This window comes from Neotabrizicola sp. VNH66, assembly GCF_049445895.1.
Lineage (GTDB): Bacteria > Pseudomonadota > Alphaproteobacteria > Rhodobacterales > Rhodobacteraceae > Pseudogemmobacter.
In genome coordinates this window covers 1-19,035 of record NZ_JBMSDW010000002.1, presented here as the reverse complement: position 1 = coordinate 19,035, position 19,035 = coordinate 1, and the positions used below count along the sequence as shown (strand labels likewise).

The window sequence follows — 19,035 nt, the reverse complement described above, 5'->3', positions numbered from 1 at the left end:
CGCGGCTCCTTTCAGACGGTTTCGTTCTCGACGCCAAGGCTGCGCAAGAGGCGCAGGCGCAGCGTCTCGAAATCGGGGTGGCCGGCGCGGCGGGGATGGGGCAGGCGGATCATGTAATCGCCCGCGATACGGCCGTCCTTCAGCATCAGGATCCGGTCGGACAGCAGCAGCGCCTCGTCCACGTCATGGGTGACAAGAATGACCGTGGGCTTCTGCTTCCTGACCAGCCGGAACAGAAGCGCATGCATCTTCAGCCGGGTCAGCGCATCCAGCGCACCGAAAGGTTCGTCCGCCAGCAAAAGCGCAGGTTCACGCAGCAGGCTGCGGGCCAGCGCGGCGCGTTGTTTCTGCCCGCCCGACAGCGTGGCGGGCCAGACATCGGCCTTGTCACCCAGACCCACGGCGGCCAGCATGTCCTGCGCCGCCGCCCGGGCATGGGGGCGCCGCAGCCCCAGGGTCACATTGTCGATGACGGACAGCCACGGCAGCAGTCTGGCATCCTGAAACAGCACCGATACATGGTCGGGCACGGTGAAATGGCCATGGCTCTCGGCCTCTTCGTCCAGCCCGGCTAAGGCGCGCAGCAGCGTGGTTTTGCCCGATCCGCTTTCGCCCAGAAGGGCCACGAACTGTCCCCGCGGAATGTCCAGCGAGATGCGGTCCAGAATGCCGCGGCCGGTGAAGGACCGGCTCAGATCGCGCAGTGTGACGGCCGGGGCAGGCGGCTGATGCAGGGTCATGATCCAAGCGACCTTCTGTAGGACAGGGCCCGCGCCTCGATCAGCCGCACGGCAGCATCGGACAGCAGGCCAAGCGCGGCATAGATGAAGATGCCGACGACGATGATGTCGGTCTGGCCCCAGTCCCGCGCGCGGTTCATCAGATAGCCGATGCCGGTTTGGGTATTGATCAGTTCCAGCACCACAAGCGCGGTCCAGCACATGGTGACCGACAGCCGCAGCGCGACGAAAAAGCCGGGCAGCGCGCCGGGAAGGGCGACCTTGCGGATGAACTCGGCCCGGGTCAGGCCAAGGGTGCGCGCCAGTTCGACATGGCCGATGTCGATGCCGCGCAGGGCGGCATGGGTGTTGATGTAGACCGGCACCAGAACCGCGGTGAAGATCAGGAAGACCTTCATCGCCTCGCCGATGCCCAGCCACAGGATCACCAGCGGGATCAGCGCCAGTGTCGGCACCGCCCGCTTGATCTGCACCAGCCCGTCGAACAGCGCCTCGCCCGTGCGGGTCAATCCGGAGAGGAGCGCGAGCACCAGCCCGGCCAGCACCCCGAGTGCCAGCCCGGAATAGGCCCGCGCGGCCGAGGCGGCCAGATGCGGCAGAAGGGTGCCGTCGGACAGCATCGCCCAGCCGATGGCCACCGCCTGGCTGGGCGGGGCCAGCGTATAGGGCGACAGATATCCCAGACGCGACGCACCCTCCCACACCGCCAGCAGCAACAGCGGACCGGCCAGCCGCGCCCATTGCGGCAGGCGGCCGGGCGTCAGCCGGGCAGGTGCCCCCGCCCGCGGTCTTTCCGCCCGCGGTGCGGTGCGGCGTAGGGGTGCAAGGGTCGAGATATCGGCCATGGGTGCGCCTCGTCTGCGGATCAGCGGTTCGACAGGACGACCGGATCGAACTGGTCCGAGAAGGACCCGGCCGCGTCGAACCGTTCGGCCAGCGCACCTGCCTGATACAGGATGTCGATCAGCTTCTGGTGATGGGGGGTCGCCTCGGCCGAGGTCTGGAAGACCAGTGGCGATTGCGCGTCCAGAATGGCCCGGGTGTCCTCGGGCGAGATGCCCTGAAAATTGGTGTAGTAGAACTTGCCCCAGTCGGCGGCGTGATCGTTGCTCCATCCGGCCGCGCGGATGAAGGCCGGCAGAAAGGCCGCGATGGCCGCGGATTTCTGCGGATCGGCCAGCACCTCGGGGCGGGCATAGATATAGCTGGTGGCGGGCAGCAGCCTGCGCTCTTCCGGGTCAAGGACGGGCGTCGCGCCGATCTGGTTCTTCAGTCTGGTGACATGGGGTTCCTGCAGCACGGCCACATCCACCGCGCCCGAGCGGACGGCATCGGGCAGGTCGGCCACGCGCAGGGGCACCAGTTCCACCTGATCCAGCGCCACGCCGCCGCGGTTCAGCGCCTCGATGAGATAGACCTGACGGCCTGAGCCTTCGACATAGGACAGCTTCAGCCCGCGCAGATCGGACAGCTTTTCCACCACCAGACCGGGGCGGCTGACCAGCCGGTACTGCGCCACCTCGCGGGTGAAGGTGGCGATGATCGGCAAAAGCGTGCCCGAGGCGCGGGCCTGAATCGGCGGCACGTCCCCGACATAGGCGATGTCCAGCGCCCCTGCACGGATCGCCTCAAGGATGGCGGGGCCGCCGGCGAAATTGGGCAGCTCCAGCCGGAACGGCAGGCTCCTGGAGGCGCCGGTGGCATCCAGAAGGTTCCGGATCAGTTCGCTCTGGTCCGCGACGATCAGTGTCGTGTCGGGGGACAGCGCCTCGGCCCGCGCACGACCGGCAAGGGACGACAGGGCAAGGGCAGAGCTGGCAGCAATAAAAGCGCGCCGGTTCAGGGGCATGGCAAGGGTCCATCCGTAAGGTCTGAACCCTAGGCTGCGGCCGGGGCGTCCTTAAATCAATCTCTATAAAATAAGTCGTGTTAATTTGGATGCTCTGCGCTGCGGCGCTCCGGCAGAACAAAGCAGGGCATCGCTGACGGGTGGTTGCGGGGAAGAACCTTCTCCTGCCAACGGCGGGCGATGCACCGCAGGGCTGATTCGGCGGTCAGCGGCCGGGCGGGCTGTAGGTCAGGCCGGCCGCGGCAAAGACCGCGGCGATGCGCCCGTCGGCCAGCGCGGTTTCCAGCGCCATATCCACCGCATAGGCCAGATCCTTGTGCTGGAAATTCACCCCCACGCCCAAGGTCCAGCCACCGCGGGCAAAGCCCATCAGCGGCGGTTCGTGCACCGCAAGGCCTGCGTCGGGATGGCGGGTGACGCCGCCCTCCAGCTCTCCCCTCGGGGCCATGGCGGCCATGGTCTCGCCCGCGGCCAACGCATCCACCGCAGCCTGCGCCGAAGGAAAGCGCCGGACCTTCGCCGCCGTGCCCAGCATCGAGGTCAGGAAGAAATCGGAAATCGAGTCATTCTCCACCGCCACCGGATCATAGCGGAAGAAGGCCGGGGTCGGCGGTTTTTCCGGATAATCCGCCGGGCGATAGGCCACGGCCAGCGTCTCGGCCGCATATTGGCCGGTGAAGGTCACCTGCTCGATCCGGCAGACCAGCGCACTGTCATAGGGCACATGCAGCATCAGGTCGCTGACCCGCCCGCCGACGATGGCACCCTTCCAGACATAGTTCATCAGGTCCGCTTCCAGCGTTTCGCCCGCCTGCACCAGCCGGAACCGCGCCTCGACACCCAGTTCGGCGGCGATGATGCGGCCGATCTCGATATCGACGCCGCGGGCCTCACCCTTCTCCTCATAGGACCACGGGAAGAAATCCTCATAGACGGCGAATTCGATGAAGCCGGAGTCGAGGATCGTGTCGAATTCCCGGCCCACATCCTGCGCGGGGGTGTTCTGGGGTTTGGGTTGGGGGACCACATCTTCGCAGCGCGCGAAGGCGCCGCCCGGAAGGGCAGCGCAAAGGGCAAAGCCAAGAAGCAGGCGGCGGCGCATGTCAGTGCGTGGCCGACAGGCCCACCGTCAGCGTCTCGGCGGCCTTTTTCCAGCTGGCGGCATCGGCGGTCAGCATCCGCGCCGCCTGCGAGGCGACACTGTCCGCGACCGGCGCGCCGGAGGCGGTCTTCACCTCGACCGCGATCGCCTCCAGCTCGGTCTTCAGCGCGGCGGGATCGGCCACCGTGCCCGAGGCCAGCTCGTCCCGGATCGCATGCAGACGGTCGGAATGGGCGTCCAGCGCGCCGTCTTCGGGCCGGGTTTCGATATAGGTGCGGATCGCCCAGCCGGCCTTCTGGCCCAGAACCTCGGCAAAGGCGGGCATCTTGGTGGTGCCATCCTGCGTATAGCCGTGGCGGAACCGTTCCATGAACCATTCGTCGCCATATTCCGCGGCCTCAAGGAACCGCAGGTCGGGGGCCAGCCCGCCGGAGACCGCGCCCAGACCATGGCAACGCGCGCAGTTCTGGTTGTAGCCCGAGGAACCGATCTCCACCGCCTTGGCCCAGGTCTCGGCCCCGACCTTGTCTTCGCGGTAGGGGTTTTCGATCAGCCATTCCTCGCCCACATCGGGCAGGGCATCGGTGTTGACCGGCTGGGGGGCCACATCGCCGTGGCCAAGGGCCATCTGGGCGATGCCCAGAACGGCCGCGGCGGCCAGTGCGGCGCGCATGTTGATCGCGGACATGGGTGCTTCCTTCGCGTTTCCTGTTCCGGACGATAGGGGCCGCGCTGCGCCGCGGAAATCCGACCAAGGTCGCAGGCACGGATAGGACCATGGTCGTATTTCGCGCGCGGGGGCCAGCCCGCAGTCTGGCCCCGGGAGGAAAGCCGATGACTGCACCGAAGCTGGCCGCACTGGCGCTGGCGCTGGCCCTGCCGGGATTTGCGCCCGCCCGGGCCGAGATCCAGATCCCGATGGTCTATCTGCGGCAGGAGGTCGAGGCGCCGCCCGTCCTGTCGAACCTTGATCCGATCCCGGAGGATCGCGGCATCGCCGGGGCCGAGGTCGCGCTGGCCGATACGATGACGACCGGCAGCTTCATGGGTCATGCCTATGCGCTGGAGGTGGTCTCAGTCGAACCGGGCGGCGATCTGGCGGCGGCGGCCACGGCGGCGCTGGCGGGGTCGCGCATCGTGTTTCTGGATGCGCCCGCGGCGGATGTGCTGGCCGTGGCCGACCTGCCCGAAGCCAAGGGCGCGCTGATCTTCAACGTCTCTGCCGGGGAGGGCGCGCTGCGTGGTGCCGATTGCCGGGTTAATGTGCTGCACACGATCCCCGAAGACGCCATGCGCGCCGATGCGCTGATGCAGGTGCTGGTGAAACGCCGCTGGACGCGGACGGTGCTGGTGATCGGCCCCCGGTCCGAAGATCAGGTCTTTGCCGCGGTGCTGAAGGCATCGGCCCGGAAATATGGCGTCGAGATTCTGGCAGAGAAGGCATGGACCTTCGACACCGACCTGCGGCGTGCGGCGGGGCAGGAAATCCCGTTGTTCACGCAGGATTTCCCCGATCATGACGTGCTGCTGATCGCCGATGAGGCGGACGATTTCGCCCGCTATGTGCAGGACAATACATGGCTGCCGCGCCCGGTGGCAGGGTCCGACGGGCTGCGCGGCGAAGGCTGGGCGGCCGTGCTGGAACAATGGGGCGCGGTGCAGTTGCAGAACCGGTTCGAAAAGACCGCGGGACGCGACATGCTGGCCCGCGACTATGCGGCCTGGACGGCGCTGCGCACGGTGGGTGAGGCGGTGACGCGCACCAATTCCGCCGATCCGGCGGTGCTGCGCGACTACATCCTGTCCAAGGATTTCGCGCTGGACGGGTTCAAGGGCCGCAGCCTCAGCTACCGCGGCTGGAACGGGCAGCTGCGCCAGCCGATGGCCGTGGTGAATGCCCGCGCGCTGGTGGAGCTGGCCCCGCTGGACGGGTTCCTGCACCAGACCAATGAAATGGACAGCCTCGGGACCGACCGCCCCGAAAGCGCCTGCACCGCCTTTGGAGGATGACATGAAACGGCACATCGCCACCCTTCTGCTGACCGCCTTGCCGCTGCCGGCGCTGGCCGGGGAAATCTGGGTGACCAATGAAAAGGACGATACCATCAGCGTGATCGACGTCGACACGCTGGAGGTGGTGCGCACCATCGAGACCGGGGAACGGCCGCGGGGGATCACCTTCAATTCGGATTACAGCCGGGTCTACATCTGCGCCTCGGACAGTGACACGGTGCAGGTGATGGACCCCGCCACGGGGGAAATCCTGCACGATCTGCCCTCGGGCGAGGACCCCGAACAATTCGTTCTGGCGCCGGATGACAAACATCTGTGGATCGCCAACGAGGATGACGCGGTGACAACCGTGGTCGATGTCGAAACCCGCAAGGTGGTGGCGCAGATCAACGTGGGGATCGAGCCGGAGGGGATGGCCGTCTCGCCCGACGGCAAGGTGGTGATCACCACCTCCGAGACGACCAATATGGCCCATTGGATCGACACCGCGACCAACAAGATTTTCGCCAATACGCTGGTGGACAGCCGCCCGCGTCATGCCGAATTCACCAAGGGCGGGGCGGAACTGTGGGTTTCTTCGGAAATCGGCGGTACGGTCACGGTCTTCGACACCGCCACACAGGCCGAGACTCAGAAGCTGCGGTTCGAAATCACCGGCGTGAATGCCGATCTGATCCAGCCGGTCGGGTTCGAATTCACCCCGGACGGCAAGACTGCCTTCGTGGCGCTTGGGCCGTCGAACCATGTGGCCGTGATCAATGCCGAAACCTATGAGGTGGAGGGCTATATCCTTGTCGGCCGCCGGGTCTGGCACATGGCCTTTTCGCCCGACCACACGCAGCTTTTCACCACGAACGGCGTGTCGGGCGATGTGACGGTGATCGACGTGGCGTCCCGCGCGGCGGTGAAGTCGGTCAAGGTGGGCCGCTTCCCCTGGGGCGCGGCGATGCGGCCCTGAGGGGCGGATTTCAAAGGGAGGATATGATGAACCGCAGCATTCTGATGGCCGCGATGCTGGCCTTTGCCCTGCCCATGGGCGCGATGGCGGAAGAGGAGGAGGAAGAAAGCGAACTGGGCCTTGCCGGGCTCCTGTCCGCCCCCAACCGGCAGGATCTGGGCAAGCTGATCCTGTCGGCGGGCGCCCCGGTGGGCGGACCGTTGACCCTGAAATCCGGCAAATACTACACGCTGACGATCGAGGCGGACGGCAGTCAGGAACTGGCGCTGGAAGGCGCGGGCTTCTTCCGCGCCGTCTGGGTCAATGAGATCGTGATCGAGGGGATCGAGATCCGCCCCCTTGGCATCGACTCGCTTGAGTTCGACGAGGCGGGCGAGGCCGAGATCAGCTTTATCGCGGTGAAACCGGGGAGCTATTTCCTGAAGGTGCCGGGATCGACCGGCGAAAGCCAGCAGGTCAGCATCACCATCGAATGATCATGTCCGGGCTTGCGGTTCAGGGGATCAGCCATGACTGGGGCGCGAAACGCGCGCTGGATCAGGTGTCCTTTGCCGTGGCGCCCGGGCAGTTCTGCGCGCTTCTGGGGCCGAACGGGGCGGGGAAATCCACGCTGTTCGGCCTGCTGACGCGGCTTTTCACCGCGCGGACCGGGCGGATTTCCGTCGCGGGGCACGATCTGGCCACGGCGCCGCGGGCGGCCTTGGCGCGGATGGGCGTGGTCTTCCAGTCCTCGACCCTTGACCTTGACCTGACGGTGCGGCGCAACCTGCTGTATTTCGCGGCCCTGCATGGCATTTCCGGGCGCGAGGCCGAGCGGCGCAGCGATGCGGCACTGGACCGGCTGGGCATGGCCGAACGCGCGGGCGAAAAGGCCGCGGCGCTGAACGGCGGGCATCGGCGGCGGATGGAGATTGCCCGCGCGCTGATCCACCGGCCTGAGGTGCTGTTGCTGGACGAACCCACGGTGGGCCTTGATGCCGCCAGCCGCCGGGCGATCACCGCCCATGTGCATGATCTGGCGGCACAGGGGATGTGCGTTCTCTGGGCCACCCATCTGGTGGATGAGGTGGCGGACGGTGACCGGCTGGTCATCCTGCACCGCGGCCGGATTCTGGCCGATGGCGTGGCCGGAGAGATCGGCGGCGGCGATCTGACGGCGCGGTTCCTGTCCCTGACCGCGGAGGTCCCGGGATGATCTGGCTTGTCGCGCTGCGCGCCATCCTGTTGCGGGAAGCCCTGCGGTTTCTGGGCCAGAAAGGGCGCCTCGTCTCGGCCCTTGTGCGGCCCTTGGTCTGGCTTTTCGTCTTTGCCGCCGGATTCCGGGCAGCCCTGGGCCTGTCGATTACCCCGCCCTACCAGACCTACATCACCTATGAGGTCTATATCGTCCCCGGCTTGGTCGGGATGATCCTTCTGTTCAACGGCATGCAATCCTCCCTCTCGCTGGTCTATGACCGCGAGATGGGGTCGATGCGGCTGTTGCTGACCGCGCCTTTGCCGCGCTGGTGGCTTTTGTTCTGCCGGCTGGTGGCGGCGGCGCTGATCTCGACGCTGCAGGCCTATGCCTTTCTGGCCGTGGCCGCGCTTTGGGGCGTGCGCTTCCCGTGGCCGGGCTATCTGGCGGCGCTGCCCGCGATCCTGTTGGCGAGTATGATGCTGGCGGCGCTTGGCCTTCTGCTGTCCTCGCTGATCCGGCAGCTGGAGAATTTCGCAGGGGTGATGAACTTCGTGATCTTCCCCATGTTCTTCCTGTCCTCGGCGCTTTACCCCCTGTGGAAGATGGCCGAAGCCTCGCCCCGGCTGCGCGACCTGTGCCAGCTGAACCCCTTTACCCATGCGGTCGAGCTGATCCGGTTTGCGCTTTATCTGCAGCCGAATGCGCTGGCGCTGGTGGTGACCACCGGGGCGCTGGTGCTGTTCGGGGCGCTGGCGGTCTGGGGTTATGATCCGGCGCGCGGGCTGGCGGCACGCAAGGCGTGACTGCGCCGATCTACGACCCCAAGCCCGGCGCGCGGGGCGGGCCGCCATGCTAGCCTGACGCCAGAGTTGATCGGAGGAAACCATGCGGAAAATTGCGCTTCTGTTGTGCCTGCTGCCCCTTGGGGCCATGGCGGATACTGTGCCTGACAGCGTGGAGGACGAGGGCGGCACCCTGAACCCCGAGGAGCTGACGCTGAACCGGGTGATGCGCGACATTGCCGAAGGCGACACCAGCATGACCAATTGTGCCGCGGGCTATTACATCACCAAATCCGGCCGGCATGAGATGGCGCGCAAGCTGTTCGAGGCCTGCGCGAATGACGGCTGGACGGGTGCGATGACATGGATGGGCCAGCTGGAGGACAACGGGCTGGGTGCGCCCGAAGACCCCGATGCCGCCGCCGGTTGGGACCGCCGCGCGGCCGAGGCAGGCGATCCGGTGGGCAAGTTCAACTATGGGCTGGACCTGATGCGGGGCCGCGGCGTGGTGCAGGACGAAGACCGCGGCCGCGCGCTGGTGGATGAGGCGGCAGAGGCGGGTCTGGCGGTGGCGAAACGGCTGCAGGCCGCAGGCTACGATCTGGACGAGGTGACGCCGGACGCCGACAACGGAAAATATGCGCCGTTGTTCTGACGGCGAGGACAGGGTCGTAAGACCAAGGTCGAATTCATCACGCCGCCGTTATCGCCCATCATTCCCCCGATGACCGCCCCCTTCCCGGGCGGTTCCGAGGGAGGACAGCGATGAGAAGCCTTGTACTGGCCGCAGTTGCGGCAATCGCCTGTGCGGGTGCCGCGCAGGCCCAGGTGACCGAGGAAGATCTGGCCAAGGATGCCGAAACCGCCGGCGATGTGCTGACCAATGGCATGGGCCGCGGGTTGCAGCGCTTCTCGCCCCTGACGACGCTGAACAAGGACAATGTGGACAAGCTGGTGCCCGCATGGGCGTTTTCGCTGGGGGGCGAAAAGCAGCGCGGGCAGGAAAGCCAGCCGATCGTCTATGACGGGATCATGTATATCACCGGCAGCTACAGCCGAATCTATGCGATCGACCTGAAGACCGGCAAGGAGCTGTGGCAATACGATGCCCGCCTGCCCGAAGGCATTCTGCCCTGCTGCGATGTGATCAACCGCGGTGCGGCGATCTATGGCGACAATGTCTATTTCGGCACGCTGGACGCGCGCATGGTCGCGCTGAACCGCAAGACCGGCGATGTGGTCTGGAACAAGAAGATCGCCGATTACAAGGAAGGCTATTCGCTGACCGCGGCCCCGCTGATCGTGAACGGGCTGGTGATCACCGGCAACTCGGGCGGCGAATTCGGCATCGTGGGCGAGGTGCGCGCACTGGACGCCGAAACTGGCGAGACGGTCTGGACCCGCCCGGTGATCGAAGGCCACATGGGCACGCTGAACGGTCAGGAAAGCACGATGACCGGCACGCTGAACGCCAGCTGGCCGGGCGATATGTGGAAGACCGGCGGTGGCGCCACATGGCTGGGCGGTGCCTATGACGCCGACACCGACACGCTGGTCTTCGGCGCGGGCAACCCGGCGCCGTGGAACAGCTGGCTGCGCGATGCGGGCGAAAAGAACGACGGCACCGGCGACAACCTTTATGCCGCCAGCCGTCTGGGCATCGACCCCAAGACGGGCGAGATCAAATGGCACTTCCAGACCACGCCGCGCGAAGGCTGGGATTTTGACGGCGTGAACGAGGTGGTGGGCTTCACCGACAAGGACGGCAACAAACGCTTTGCCACCGCCGACCGCAACGGGTTCTTCTACATCCTGAACCGCGAGGACGGGAAATTTGTCGCGGCCTACCCGTTCGTCAAGGAAATCTCCTGGGCCAGCGGCATCGACGAAAACGGCCGCCCGATCTACAACGAGGCGAACCGCCCCGGCGCGCCCGATGCGGCAGCCGAAGGCGGCAAGGGCCAGCAGGTCTTTGCGGTGCCGTCTTTCCTGGGCGGCAAGAACTGGATGCCGATGGCCTACAGCCAGAAGACCGGCCTGTTCTATGTGCCCTCGAACGAATGGGGCATGGACATCTGGAACGAGCCGATCAGCTACAAGAAGGGCGCGGCCTATCTGGGCGCGGGCTTTACCATCAAGCCGCTGTTCGAGGATTACATCGGCAGCCTGAAAGCGATGGACCCCAACACCGGCGAGGTGAAGTGGGAATACAAGAACGAGGCCCCGCTGTGGGGTGGCGTGATGACCACGGCGGGCGGTCTGGTGTTCTTCGGCACCCCCGAGGGCGATTTCATCGCGCTGGATGACGAAACCGGCGAGACGCTGTGGAGCTTCCAGACCGGCTCGGGCGTGGTGGGGCAACCCGTCACCTTTGAGATGGATGGCGAGCAATATGTCTCCATCATCTCTGGCTGGGGCGGGGCGGTGCCGCTCTGGGGTGGCGAAGTGGCCAAGAAGGTCAATTACCTGAACCAGGGTGGCATGGTCTGGACCTTCAAGCTGCCCAAGGAACTGGCGATGGCCAACTGATCCCTGAAGGCCGGGCGCTGGACGCCCGGCCTTTTCCGCCCCACAACAGGATAATAACCGGAGGCGCGAGATGATAAGCTACCGCCAGCAGTTCCGGGGAGCCCGCACGGCCATGGTCTCACCTCCCGCCCTCCCGCCCGAGATGCGCGTGCTGCGCAGCGCGCTGATCGTGGATGATCACCCGCTGTTCTGCGATGCGCTGGCCATGACGCTGACCGGGCCGGTGGGCATTGCCGAGGTGGGGGCCGTCGGCTCTCTGGCCGCGGCACTGGACCGTCTGGCCGACAAGGAAAAGCCCGATGTCATCGTGCTGGACCTGAACCTGCCGGATGTGAACGGGCTGGACGGCGTGGTCCGCATCCGTCAGGCCGCGCCGGAGACGCCCATCGTCATCGTCTCGTCACTGGATGAGATGCGGGTGGTGCGCGCCGCGCTGAAAGCCGGGATCAACGCCTTCGTGCCGAAACATGCCGACCGGGGCGAGTTTGGCCGGGCTTTCGCCGCCATCGCCCGGGGCGAGATCCATGTCAGCGGGATCGACCTTGAACAGGCCGCGCCGGCCGCATCCGACGAGGCGGTGCGAAGGCTGAGCCTGCTGACCCGCCAGCAGGCCAAGATCCTGCAGCTGATCGGCATGGGGCTGATGAACAAGCAGATCGCCTATGAGCTTTCGATTGCCGAGACGACCGTGAAGGCGCATGTTACGGCCATCATGCGCAAGCTTGGGGTGCAGACCCGGATGCAGGCGGTGCTGTTCGCCCAGGAGGCGAGCTTCGCCAATCTTGTCTCCGACGCCTGACCCCCCGCACCCCGGGGAGGGGGTGCGCGCCAGCGGGGGAGAGGAGATGTCCGGCGGTCAGGTTCAGGTGGCGCAGGCCTTTGCCCGCGCCGATGATCCCGATCCGATGGCCGCCCTTGCGCGCGGGCTGGGTGCTGGGCCCTTCGCACTGGTACTGCTGTTTCTCTCGCCCGCGGCGGACCTGCCCGCGCTGGCCACCCGGTCGGTCGCGGTCTTTCCCGGGACGCGCGTGGTCGGCTGCACCACTTCCGGAGAGCTGACGCCCGGCGGCTATCAGTCGGGCAGCATCGTGGCGCTTGGCTTTCCCGCGCGCCATTTCGCGGCCGAGGCCTTGGTCTTCACCGGCCTGTCGCGTGCCACCGGGGCCGGGATCGCTGAGGCGATGCAGGACGCCCGCCACCGGCTTGCGATGGACCATGGCCACCTGTCTGCGGAATTCGCGCTTTTGCTGGTGGACGGGCTGTCGATCCGCGAGGATGAGCTGGCCGCGGCCCTTTCGGCCGGGGCCGGGGCGATGCCGCTGGTCGGCGGATCGGCGGGGGATGGCACCCGCTTTGAACAGACCTTCGTGCTGTCTCAGGGCCAGCTTCACCGCGATGCCGCCGTGGTCTGCGTGCTGCGCGGCAATTGCGACCTGCGACCCTTCAGCCTGGACCATCTGGAGCCGACCGAAATCCGCATGGTGGTGACCGGGGCCGACCCCGCCACCCGCACGGTGCGGCGGCTGAACGATGAACCGGCGGCCGCGGAATATGCCCGGCTTCTGGGGCGCACGGCCGAGTGTCTGGATGTCACGACCTTTGCGCTGAACCCTCTGGTGGTGCGGGTGGGCACCCGCCACCATGTCCGCGCCATCCAGCGGGTGACCGCGGAGGGCGGGTTCGTGTTCTTTTCCGCCATCGACGAAGGCGTGGTCCTGTCGCTGGCGCGGCCCTGCGATCTGGCGGGCCATCTGGAACAGGCGCTCACGGCACTGGACCGGCCCGCGAAACCCTTGGCCATTCTGGCCTTCGACTGCATCCTGCGCCGGATCGAGGCGGAAGAGACCCAGATGGCGGGCCGCGTCGCCCGCATCCTGTCGGGCCACCGGATTGCCGGGTTCAACACCTATGGCGAACAATCCGGCCCGCTGCACCTGAACCAGACGATCACCGGGCTGGCCTTCTATCCGCCCGGAACGCTGGCCGCGGAGGAGGCATGACCCGGCTTTCCGACAGCCTGATCGACCCCGCCGCCCCGGCCGAGGCGAATGTGCAGAAGCTTCTGACCATCGCCGAGGCGCTGATCCGCAGGTCTGAGCATCATGAGGGCGAGGCCCGGTCGGCCTGGGGCCTGTTCCAGCGCGCGGCCGAGCTGGAGGACCTGGTCCGCAAGCGCACCGCAGATCTGGAAACCACCCTGCGGCTGCTGAATGCCGCCAATGCGCAGGCGGGCAAGGCCCGGCGAGATCTGTCGCAGGCGATCGAGGCGGTGGACGAAGGCTTTGCCCTGTTCGACGAAGACGGGCTTCTGGTCCTGTGCAACAGCCGGTTCTGCCGCGATCTGGACGACGTGCGCGCCGTACTGCGCCCCGGCACCACCTTTGATGACTATGTTGGCCGGATCAGCCGCTCGGCCCATCTGGCGCTGCCCCTCGGGATGGCGCCCGAGGACTGGGTGGCCGAACGGATGCGCCATCATGAGGACGGGGCGCCGTTCTTCGTGGAACTGACCGGCGACCGCTGGCTTCAGGTCAGCGAACAGCCCACGGATGAGGGCGGGGTCGTCGTCCTCCAGACCGACGTGACGGGCATCATCCGCGCTGAACGGTCAGAGCGGGGCAAGCTTCTGGACCAGCAGGCCCGGATAATCCGCGCCACGCTGGACCATATCAATCAGGGCGTTGCGATCTTTGGTCCCGACCTGCGGCTGGTGGGGGCCAACCGCCGGCTGGGGCTGCTGCTCAACCTTCCGGACCAGCGGCTTTCGGCGGGCCGGTCCTTCGCCGCGCTGTCCGCCGCACTTTTGCGGCAGGTGCGGTTCAGTGACGGCTTTTCGGCGGGTGAGCTGTGGTCCTGGGTGCGGCAAAAGACGCTGCGCCCGCCCCTGTCGTTCGAACTCCAGCACCTGTCGGGCATCATCCTTGATGTCTTCGCGCAGGAAATGCCCGAGCGGGGGTTCGTGATGTCCTTCACCGATGTCACGCGCGAACGGATGGCCATCCATTCCATGCTGCGCGCCAATGCACGGCTGGAGGAGCGGGTGGCCGCCCGTACCAATGACCTGTCCGTCGCCCTGCGCGATGCCGAGCGGGCCAATGCCACCCGCGTCCGCTTTGTCGCCGCGGCAAGCCACGACCTGCTGCAACCCCTGTCCGCGGCGAAACTGTTCGTGGCGGCGGCGCGCGACGATGCGGGGGCCTCGGGCAGCACGCTGGAAAAGGCGCATAACGCGCTTCTCAGCGTGGAGGCGATCCTTGGAGCGCTGCTGGACATCTCTCGGCTGGAATCGGGTGGGACCGAGGTGGACATCGGCCCGGTCTCGCTGGCGCATCTGCTGGTGCAGCTGACCGACGAGTTTCAGCACATGGCCGAAAAGAAGGGGCTGCGGCTGGATATCCTGCCCTGCCGCGCCACGGTGATGAGTGATGCCACCTATCTGCGCCGCATCCTGCAGAACCTGATTTCCAATGCGCTGCGCTATACCGTGTCAGGCCGGGTGCTGGTGGGCGCGCGGCGCATTCCGGGCGGCGTGCGGGTCGAGGTACATGACACCGGCCCGGGGATCGCCCCCGAAGATCAGCAGAAGATCTTCCGCGAGTTTCACCGGGTGCAGGGCACCGCTTCAGCGGCCGAGGGCATGGGGTTGGGGCTGGCCATCGTGGACCGGGCCTGCGCGCTTCTGGACCATCCGCTGACGCTGCGGTCCACGCCCGGCCTTGGTACCATGTTCGCGGTGGATCTGCCCCTGGCACCGGCCGCACTGATGCGCGCACGTCCCGGAGACGGCCCCGACCCGGGGGCCGAGGCCGCGGCGGACCGGATCGCCCTTCTCGTCGAGAATGACGAGGACCTGCGCCGCGCCATCTCGCTGCTTCTGGAACGCCGCGGGGTCAGCGTGCTGGAGGCAGAGACGGGTGAGGCGGCGCTGGCGCTTCTGGAGGAGATCGGCATCGTGCCGGATGTCTATCTGATCGACCATCAGCTGGGCGAGGGGATGACCGGGGTTGAAACCGCGCTGGCGCTGAAAGAACGCTTCGGCGCCCGTCCCGTGCGCATCGTCACCGCCAACCGCTCGCCCGAGGTGCGCCGCGCCGCGGAACGTGCGGGGCTCGAGGTGCTGCACAAGCCCATTGACCCCGAGGCCATTGCCGCTTTCGCGCTGCATGCGGCCGAGGCCTGAAGCTCCCCGCTGCAATCTGGCCGCGCCGCCGTGATTGGGGCCTTGCGCTTCCACCATGGAGCGATTAAACGCCACTGCACATGAATGCCCGTTTCGTGCAGGGTCTTGCCCGCGCAGGAAAACGGCCAGAACATCAGCAACGGAACATCCAGCGCGTTCCGATCGGGGTTCAGGCAGTCAGGGCAGGATGCCGGTGTAGCTCAGCTGGTAGAGCACGTCATTCGTAAGTAGCGGGTCCGCTGCGGAATGATGTGTAAAACCAAAAGGTTACAGAGGCGGTTGTAAAATGTGTAGGGCCATAGTAGGGCCTCAAATGGAAGCGTGCCGCTGTAGCTCAGCTGGTAGAGCACGTCATTCGTAATGATGGGGTCGGGGGTTCGAGTCCCTTCAGCGGCACCACGCTTCCAGAATTACCCCTGCATTTCCAGAAGCTTGCAAGGCTCAACGCCCAGCGCCGTCGCAAGTTTGGCCACGATCAGAACCGTCGGGTTCCTGACCCCACGTTCAACGCCGCTGACATAGGTGCGGTGCAGGTCAGCGTCGAAGGCAAGCGCTTCCTGCGAGATGCCTTTCATCTCCCGGTAACGCTTCACGTTCCTGCCCACGACCGACTTGATGTCCATGCGGGCATACGGCCGATATGTAGATTATTGATCTACAGACTATGAGTCTCTTTTTCGATTGTCGGAGCGCCACTACAGAGGCAAGGTTCACGCCGACATGCCCTTTTCAGGACACCCCGATGTTTGCAAAGCTGCTTCGTTTCCAACTGGCGATAGCCGAAGTCTTTTTCCTGGGCTACGCCCTCAGCCTGTTCAAGGACCGCGCCCCGGCTGCTGTCGCCGCCCTGACAGGGGGTCTTGTCGTGGTCGGCCTGTTCACCCTGCTGACCGGCAGGGGCTTTCCTCATTTCAAAAGCCGCCCCAAGGCCAGTGCCATCATCTGCGTGGCGGGGTTCTTCTTTGTGACCGCCGCAAACATCGCAGCTGAGCGGCGCGAAGCCGAGCTGGCCATGATGAGGCAGACTGACCCAGATGCCTACCTTGCCGCGATCAAACGGGATGATGATCGGTGGATGGCAGAGTTAGAGGCCCTTAGGCCCGAGGTCTTTGCGGCAGAGGCCGCGCAACGAGCGGAGAAGGCGAAAGCGGCCCGGCTGGCAGGATGTGAGGGAAAGGAAAGCATGGCCTACATTATGATTCAGACCGATGTCCGAAATGGGCTACGTGCGCCGTCCACGGCAAAATTCCCGTCCCGGTTTGACAAGGGCACCGGCTATCTCGGCGATTGCGTCTATGCGGTGTGGGGGCATTTCGACGCACAGAATGGCTTTGGCGCGATGATCCGCGGTACCTTCACAGGAACAATCACCCATCTCCCCGAAAGCGGGCAGTGGCGGACGTTGACGCTGGACATACAGGGCTGACACACATGGCGCTACGGCGCGGGCTTTAGCGGCGTGGGCCGGGGTGCCTATGTGCCCCAGCGCCCCGCCATACATAGCCCACCACGGCCCCGTAAATGGCCCTACAGCGGTGTTGGGGGCCGTGTAGGGCCACAATTACCCGGCGTGCGCAGCAGCATAACTTGCTTTGGCGAAATGGCACCGACACTCTGCCCGGCAGAACCTCGGAGACGGCCACGGGCAATCCATCAAATTCTGAGCTCTTTTTGCTGAACCATTTGCTGAACCATAAGAGAAATATTTGGCACATGAGGGCTTGCGAAGGAAAGCCCAAGCCGCGACTTCGCTTAATTTGTAACTTGTAACCGTAACTTAAGTTGGAAGGTTTCAGAAAACAAAGGGCGGGGCACCGTAGCGCCCCGCCGGGTAGTGCAGGCCAGTTTTGCCCTTATGTTACGTTACATGGTACGCCCGCTTGGTCAGAAGGGTGGCTCCTCGCCGTGGCGTTCGTCGAAGCGATGAATCACCACGATGCCCCCGTCGATCCGCCGGGCAATGTACTCGACCTTGCACTCATCGACATCACCACGTGCGAAGCCTTTACGTTGGATCTTGTCGATCCTCCCGAGATCGTGCAGGCGATGGGTGCCATATTCCCACCCCAGCCCGGCCATGACAGCCTTGATCCGGCGCGTGTCGGTGGGCGACATACGCGCGGTATCGACACCGAGCAGCAATTTTATGCTGTCCATGGAAACCCGCCCAGTCAGTTCCGCGAAGCTATCCTCCAGAACGTCTGCATAAGCATCCTCGACCATCCGCTGGCCCTGCGCGTTGGCGGCAGCGGGCCACAGATGCGGCGATAGCGTAATCGACTCGCCTGTCGCCTCCCTCACCACCGCTTCGGCCCACAATTGATCCACATCGGCGCTGAAGCGGGCAAGGTCGATCTGCTTGACCACGACAGGCCAGATGCGCCGATTGCCCGTCAGGTCGCGCAGATACGCTCCCTCGTTGGTGGTCCCGAGGATGATACAGTGCCGCCGGTATTCGCCAGCATCGCGGCCATAGGCACGCCTGAACATGTCAATGGCAGTGCTCAGGAACCGCTTAAGGCTCTGACTGGTGGCCTTGTTCAATCCATCCAGTTCTTGGCATTCGACGATCCATGCACGTGCCAGCAACTCGGCCTTGGTCTTGTCATCGCTCGTGAGGTTCAGGCTTCCACAGAACCATTCAGGTCGCACCGCAAGCAGTTGTGCAACCCGTGACTTCCCGGCCCCCTGCGCACCCTCCAAGACCAGCATCGTGTCGAACTTGACACCCGGCTGTTTGATGCGACGCACCCCAGCGATCAACAGCTTGCTGCCGAACTCGCGGTTAAGATCACTGTCGTCCGCGTCACAGTAATCGGTCAGCCACGTGTCGATCCGGGGCGTTCCGTCCCACACCTGACCATCAAGGTAGTCGATCACGGGGTGGTAGTGGTTCTCATGCGCAATCGCCAGCAGCTCCCGTTTGATTGCGGTCGGCACCGCAACAAAGTCGAGGTCGCGATGAAACTGACTACAGAGGATATCCGCGATATCGTTCAGATCGCGGCCATCCAGCCCTGCTCCGTTGAACTCGTCCACCTTCGTGAAAAGATTGCGCTGTGCGTCCACACCTTGGCAAGCAAGCGCATGCCGAACATTCTTCGGGTGGCTGGGAACGGGTTGGAGCTTTTCGTTAAGCACCGGCCAGCCGCCAGCGCTCGCCTCGACAATCGCCATCGCCCGCATTACCTGCCGCTGCGCGTACTTCAGATAGTTGGGGCTTTCCCGAACATGTGCGCTAATGCCCAAATCCGGGGCCGTGAGAATAGAAAGCACATGACCGGGCTGAACACCCCGGCTAAGCAACCAGACGGCCGTTGCGAAAACCAACTCCGAGCGCGACGAGTAATCATGTCCAGGCGGGTTCTGCCCGGTCACAATCACTTCCACCCATTTGGGATCGGACGGAACGGTTTCCATCAGGTTAGAAGGGAGGGGCAGCGGCTCCAACTCATCGACGCTTGCAAGCCCCGAAGACGAGATGGTGTTTTTGCTCGCGCTCTTGGGCATTCGGACAGTAAAATCCTCAAGCGCATATGTGCGAGGCGGCGCGTCGAGATCAACAGGATGGAGGTGATAGGCGTTGTTGCGTTAATCGGATGGAGGCCAAGGTGACCCTTTCCCGCTCTGCGTTCAGCGAACGGCTGTGATCTCGGCGGTGCCGAGGGCGTTGTATCTGTTCATGATGGCGATGCGGATCTGGAT

18 protein-coding genes and 1 tRNA gene are annotated in these 19,035 nt (G+C 65.2%); 12 read left to right on the top strand and 7 right to left on the bottom strand.

Going from position 1 to position 19,035, the window contains the following annotated elements:
- Nucleotides 1-11 precede the first annotated feature (11 nt).
- From ACO2Q5_RS02545 to pedF, 5 genes are all read right to left on the bottom strand, one after another.
- Entirely contained in the window at nucleotides 12-740 is a 729-nt protein-coding gene (locus tag ACO2Q5_RS02545; RefSeq protein ID WP_423288019.1) for an ABC transporter ATP-binding protein, read from the bottom strand.
- A complete protein-coding gene (locus ACO2Q5_RS02540) occupies nucleotides 737-1,585 on the bottom strand; it encodes an ABC transporter permease (protein ID WP_423288018.1) in 849 nt (282 codons plus the stop codon). Before ACO2Q5_RS02540 ends, ACO2Q5_RS02545 begins: the two co-directional genes overlap by 4 nt.
- A 20-nt stretch (nucleotides 1,586-1,605) precedes the next feature.
- On the bottom strand, nucleotides 1,606-2,589 hold the full coding sequence (locus ACO2Q5_RS02535) for an ABC transporter substrate-binding protein (RefSeq protein WP_423288017.1): 984 nt from the start codon (nucleotides 2,587-2,589) through the stop codon (nucleotides 1,606-1,608).
- Between the two features lie 205 nt (nucleotides 2,590-2,794).
- Nucleotides 2,795-3,691, bottom strand: a complete 897-nt coding sequence (locus ACO2Q5_RS02530; protein WP_423288016.1) for a substrate-binding periplasmic protein — start codon at nucleotides 3,689-3,691, stop codon at nucleotides 2,795-2,797.
- A gap of 1 nt (nucleotide 3,692) precedes the next feature.
- A complete protein-coding gene (gene pedF, locus ACO2Q5_RS02525) occupies nucleotides 3,693-4,379 on the bottom strand; it encodes a cytochrome c-550 PedF (protein WP_423288015.1) in 687 nt (228 codons plus the stop codon).
- Between the two features lie 146 nt (nucleotides 4,380-4,525).
- Between pedF and ACO2Q5_RS02520 the strand changes: the two genes are divergently transcribed.
- The 11 genes from ACO2Q5_RS02520 (at nucleotide 4,526) to ACO2Q5_RS02470 (ending at nucleotide 15,729) form a co-directional block, all read left to right on the top strand.
- Complete coding sequence (locus ACO2Q5_RS02520) at nucleotides 4,526-5,701, top strand: ABC transporter substrate-binding protein (RefSeq protein ID WP_423288014.1); 1,176 nt, start codon at nucleotides 4,526-4,528, stop codon at nucleotides 5,699-5,701.
- Between the two features lies 1 nt (nucleotide 5,702).
- A complete protein-coding gene (locus ACO2Q5_RS02515) occupies nucleotides 5,703-6,662 on the top strand; it encodes a YVTN family beta-propeller repeat protein (RefSeq protein WP_423288013.1) in 960 nt (319 codons plus the stop codon).
- Between the two features lie 26 nt (nucleotides 6,663-6,688).
- Complete coding sequence (locus ACO2Q5_RS02510; RefSeq protein ID WP_423288012.1) at nucleotides 6,689-7,138, top strand: hypothetical protein; 450 nt, start codon at nucleotides 6,689-6,691, stop codon at nucleotides 7,136-7,138.
- A 2-nt stretch (nucleotides 7,139-7,140) separates the two neighbouring features.
- Complete coding sequence (locus ACO2Q5_RS02505) at nucleotides 7,141-7,857, top strand: ABC transporter ATP-binding protein (RefSeq protein WP_423288011.1); 717 nt, start codon at nucleotides 7,141-7,143, stop codon at nucleotides 7,855-7,857.
- Nucleotides 7,854-8,642 carry an ABC transporter permease gene (locus ACO2Q5_RS02500; RefSeq protein ID WP_423288010.1) on the top strand — a complete coding sequence of 263 codons (789 nt, stop codon included), beginning with the start codon at nucleotides 7,854-7,856 and terminating at the stop codon, nucleotides 8,640-8,642. The genes ACO2Q5_RS02505 and ACO2Q5_RS02500 overlap by 4 nt, the downstream gene beginning before the upstream one ends.
- Nucleotides 8,643-8,724: 82 nt before the next feature.
- Nucleotides 8,725-9,276, top strand: coding sequence for a tetratricopeptide repeat protein (locus ACO2Q5_RS02495; RefSeq protein ID WP_423288009.1), 552 nt, complete (start codon nucleotides 8,725-8,727; stop codon nucleotides 9,274-9,276).
- Nucleotides 9,277-9,386: 110 nt separating this feature from the next.
- The gene (locus ACO2Q5_RS02490; protein WP_423288008.1) at nucleotides 9,387-11,150 is read left to right on the top strand and encodes a PQQ-dependent methanol/ethanol family dehydrogenase; all 1,764 of its coding nucleotides are present in this window, start codon (nucleotides 9,387-9,389) and stop codon (nucleotides 11,148-11,150) included.
- Between the two features lie 112 nt (nucleotides 11,151-11,262).
- Entirely contained in the window at nucleotides 11,263-11,949 is a 687-nt protein-coding gene (locus ACO2Q5_RS02485; protein ID WP_423288452.1) for a response regulator, read from the top strand.
- 46 nt (nucleotides 11,950-11,995) lie between these two features.
- The gene (locus ACO2Q5_RS02480; protein ID WP_423288007.1) at nucleotides 11,996-13,150 is read left to right on the top strand and encodes an FIST N-terminal domain-containing protein; all 1,155 of its coding nucleotides are present in this window, start codon (nucleotides 11,996-11,998) and stop codon (nucleotides 13,148-13,150) included.
- Nucleotides 13,147-15,330: a PAS-domain containing protein gene (locus ACO2Q5_RS02475; protein WP_423288006.1), complete on the top strand. Its 2,184-nt coding sequence runs from the start codon at nucleotides 13,147-13,149 to the stop codon at nucleotides 15,328-15,330. Before ACO2Q5_RS02480 ends, ACO2Q5_RS02475 begins: the two co-directional genes overlap by 4 nt.
- 323 nt (nucleotides 15,331-15,653) lie before the next feature.
- Nucleotides 15,654-15,729: transfer RNA gene (locus tag ACO2Q5_RS02470), tRNA-Thr, on the top strand.
- Between the two features lie 11 nt (nucleotides 15,730-15,740).
- On the opposite strand, the gene ACO2Q5_RS02465 is transcribed toward ACO2Q5_RS02470, so the two are convergent.
- The gene (locus ACO2Q5_RS02465; protein ID WP_423288005.1) at nucleotides 15,741-15,953 is read right to left on the bottom strand and encodes a helix-turn-helix domain-containing protein; all 213 of its coding nucleotides are present in this window, start codon (nucleotides 15,951-15,953) and stop codon (nucleotides 15,741-15,743) included.
- A 119-nt stretch (nucleotides 15,954-16,072) separates the two neighbouring features.
- On the opposite strand from ACO2Q5_RS02465, the gene ACO2Q5_RS02460 reads away from it, so the two are divergent.
- Complete coding sequence (locus tag ACO2Q5_RS02460; RefSeq protein WP_423288004.1) at nucleotides 16,073-16,756, top strand: hypothetical protein; 684 nt, start codon at nucleotides 16,073-16,075, stop codon at nucleotides 16,754-16,756.
- A 458-nt stretch (nucleotides 16,757-17,214) separates the two neighbouring features.
- Here the strand turns inward: ACO2Q5_RS02460 and ACO2Q5_RS02455 are convergent, their stop codons facing one another.
- Nucleotides 17,215-18,840, bottom strand: coding sequence for a VapE domain-containing protein (locus tag ACO2Q5_RS02455; RefSeq protein WP_423288003.1), 1,626 nt, complete (start codon nucleotides 18,838-18,840; stop codon nucleotides 17,215-17,217).
- Nucleotides 18,841-19,035: the final 195 nt, after the last annotated feature.

Excerpts from the sequence above, each read along its gene's own strand:
- ACO2Q5_RS02545 (WP_423288019.1), bottom strand. The coding sequence starts at position 740 with ATGACCCTGCATCAGCCGCCTGCCCCGGCCGTCACACTGCGCGATCTG.
- ACO2Q5_RS02540 (WP_423288018.1), bottom strand. The coding sequence starts at position 1,585 with ATGGCCGATATCTCGACCCTTGCACCCCTACGCCGCACCGCACCGCGG.
- ACO2Q5_RS02535 (WP_423288017.1), bottom strand. The coding sequence starts at position 2,589 with ATGCCCCTGAACCGGCGCGCTTTTATTGCTGCCAGCTCTGCCCTTGCC.
- ACO2Q5_RS02530 (WP_423288016.1), bottom strand. The coding sequence starts at position 3,691 with ATGCGCCGCCGCCTGCTTCTTGGCTTTGCCCTTTGCGCTGCCCTTCCG.
- pedF (WP_423288015.1), bottom strand. The coding sequence starts at position 4,379 with ATGTCCGCGATCAACATGCGCGCCGCACTGGCCGCCGCGGCCGTTCTG.
- ACO2Q5_RS02520 (WP_423288014.1), top strand. The coding sequence starts at position 4,526 with ATGACTGCACCGAAGCTGGCCGCACTGGCGCTGGCGCTGGCCCTGCCG.
- ACO2Q5_RS02515 (WP_423288013.1), top strand. The coding sequence starts at position 5,703 with ATGAAACGGCACATCGCCACCCTTCTGCTGACCGCCTTGCCGCTGCCG.
- ACO2Q5_RS02510 (WP_423288012.1), top strand. The coding sequence starts at position 6,689 with ATGAACCGCAGCATTCTGATGGCCGCGATGCTGGCCTTTGCCCTGCCC.
- ACO2Q5_RS02505 (WP_423288011.1), top strand. The coding sequence starts at position 7,141 with ATGTCCGGGCTTGCGGTTCAGGGGATCAGCCATGACTGGGGCGCGAAA.
- ACO2Q5_RS02500 (WP_423288010.1), top strand. The coding sequence starts at position 7,854 with ATGATCTGGCTTGTCGCGCTGCGCGCCATCCTGTTGCGGGAAGCCCTG.
- ACO2Q5_RS02495 (WP_423288009.1), top strand. The coding sequence starts at position 8,725 with ATGCGGAAAATTGCGCTTCTGTTGTGCCTGCTGCCCCTTGGGGCCATG.
- ACO2Q5_RS02490 (WP_423288008.1), top strand. The coding sequence starts at position 9,387 with ATGAGAAGCCTTGTACTGGCCGCAGTTGCGGCAATCGCCTGTGCGGGT.
- ACO2Q5_RS02485 (WP_423288452.1), top strand. The coding sequence starts at position 11,263 with ATGGTCTCACCTCCCGCCCTCCCGCCCGAGATGCGCGTGCTGCGCAGC.
- ACO2Q5_RS02480 (WP_423288007.1), top strand. The coding sequence starts at position 11,996 with ATGTCCGGCGGTCAGGTTCAGGTGGCGCAGGCCTTTGCCCGCGCCGAT.
- ACO2Q5_RS02475 (WP_423288006.1), top strand. The coding sequence starts at position 13,147 with ATGACCCGGCTTTCCGACAGCCTGATCGACCCCGCCGCCCCGGCCGAG.
- ACO2Q5_RS02465 (WP_423288005.1), bottom strand. The coding sequence starts at position 15,953 with ATGGACATCAAGTCGGTCGTGGGCAGGAACGTGAAGCGTTACCGGGAG.
- ACO2Q5_RS02460 (WP_423288004.1), top strand. The coding sequence starts at position 16,073 with ATGTTTGCAAAGCTGCTTCGTTTCCAACTGGCGATAGCCGAAGTCTTT.
- ACO2Q5_RS02455 (WP_423288003.1), bottom strand. The coding sequence starts at position 18,840 with ATGCCCAAGAGCGCGAGCAAAAACACCATCTCGTCTTCGGGGCTTGCA.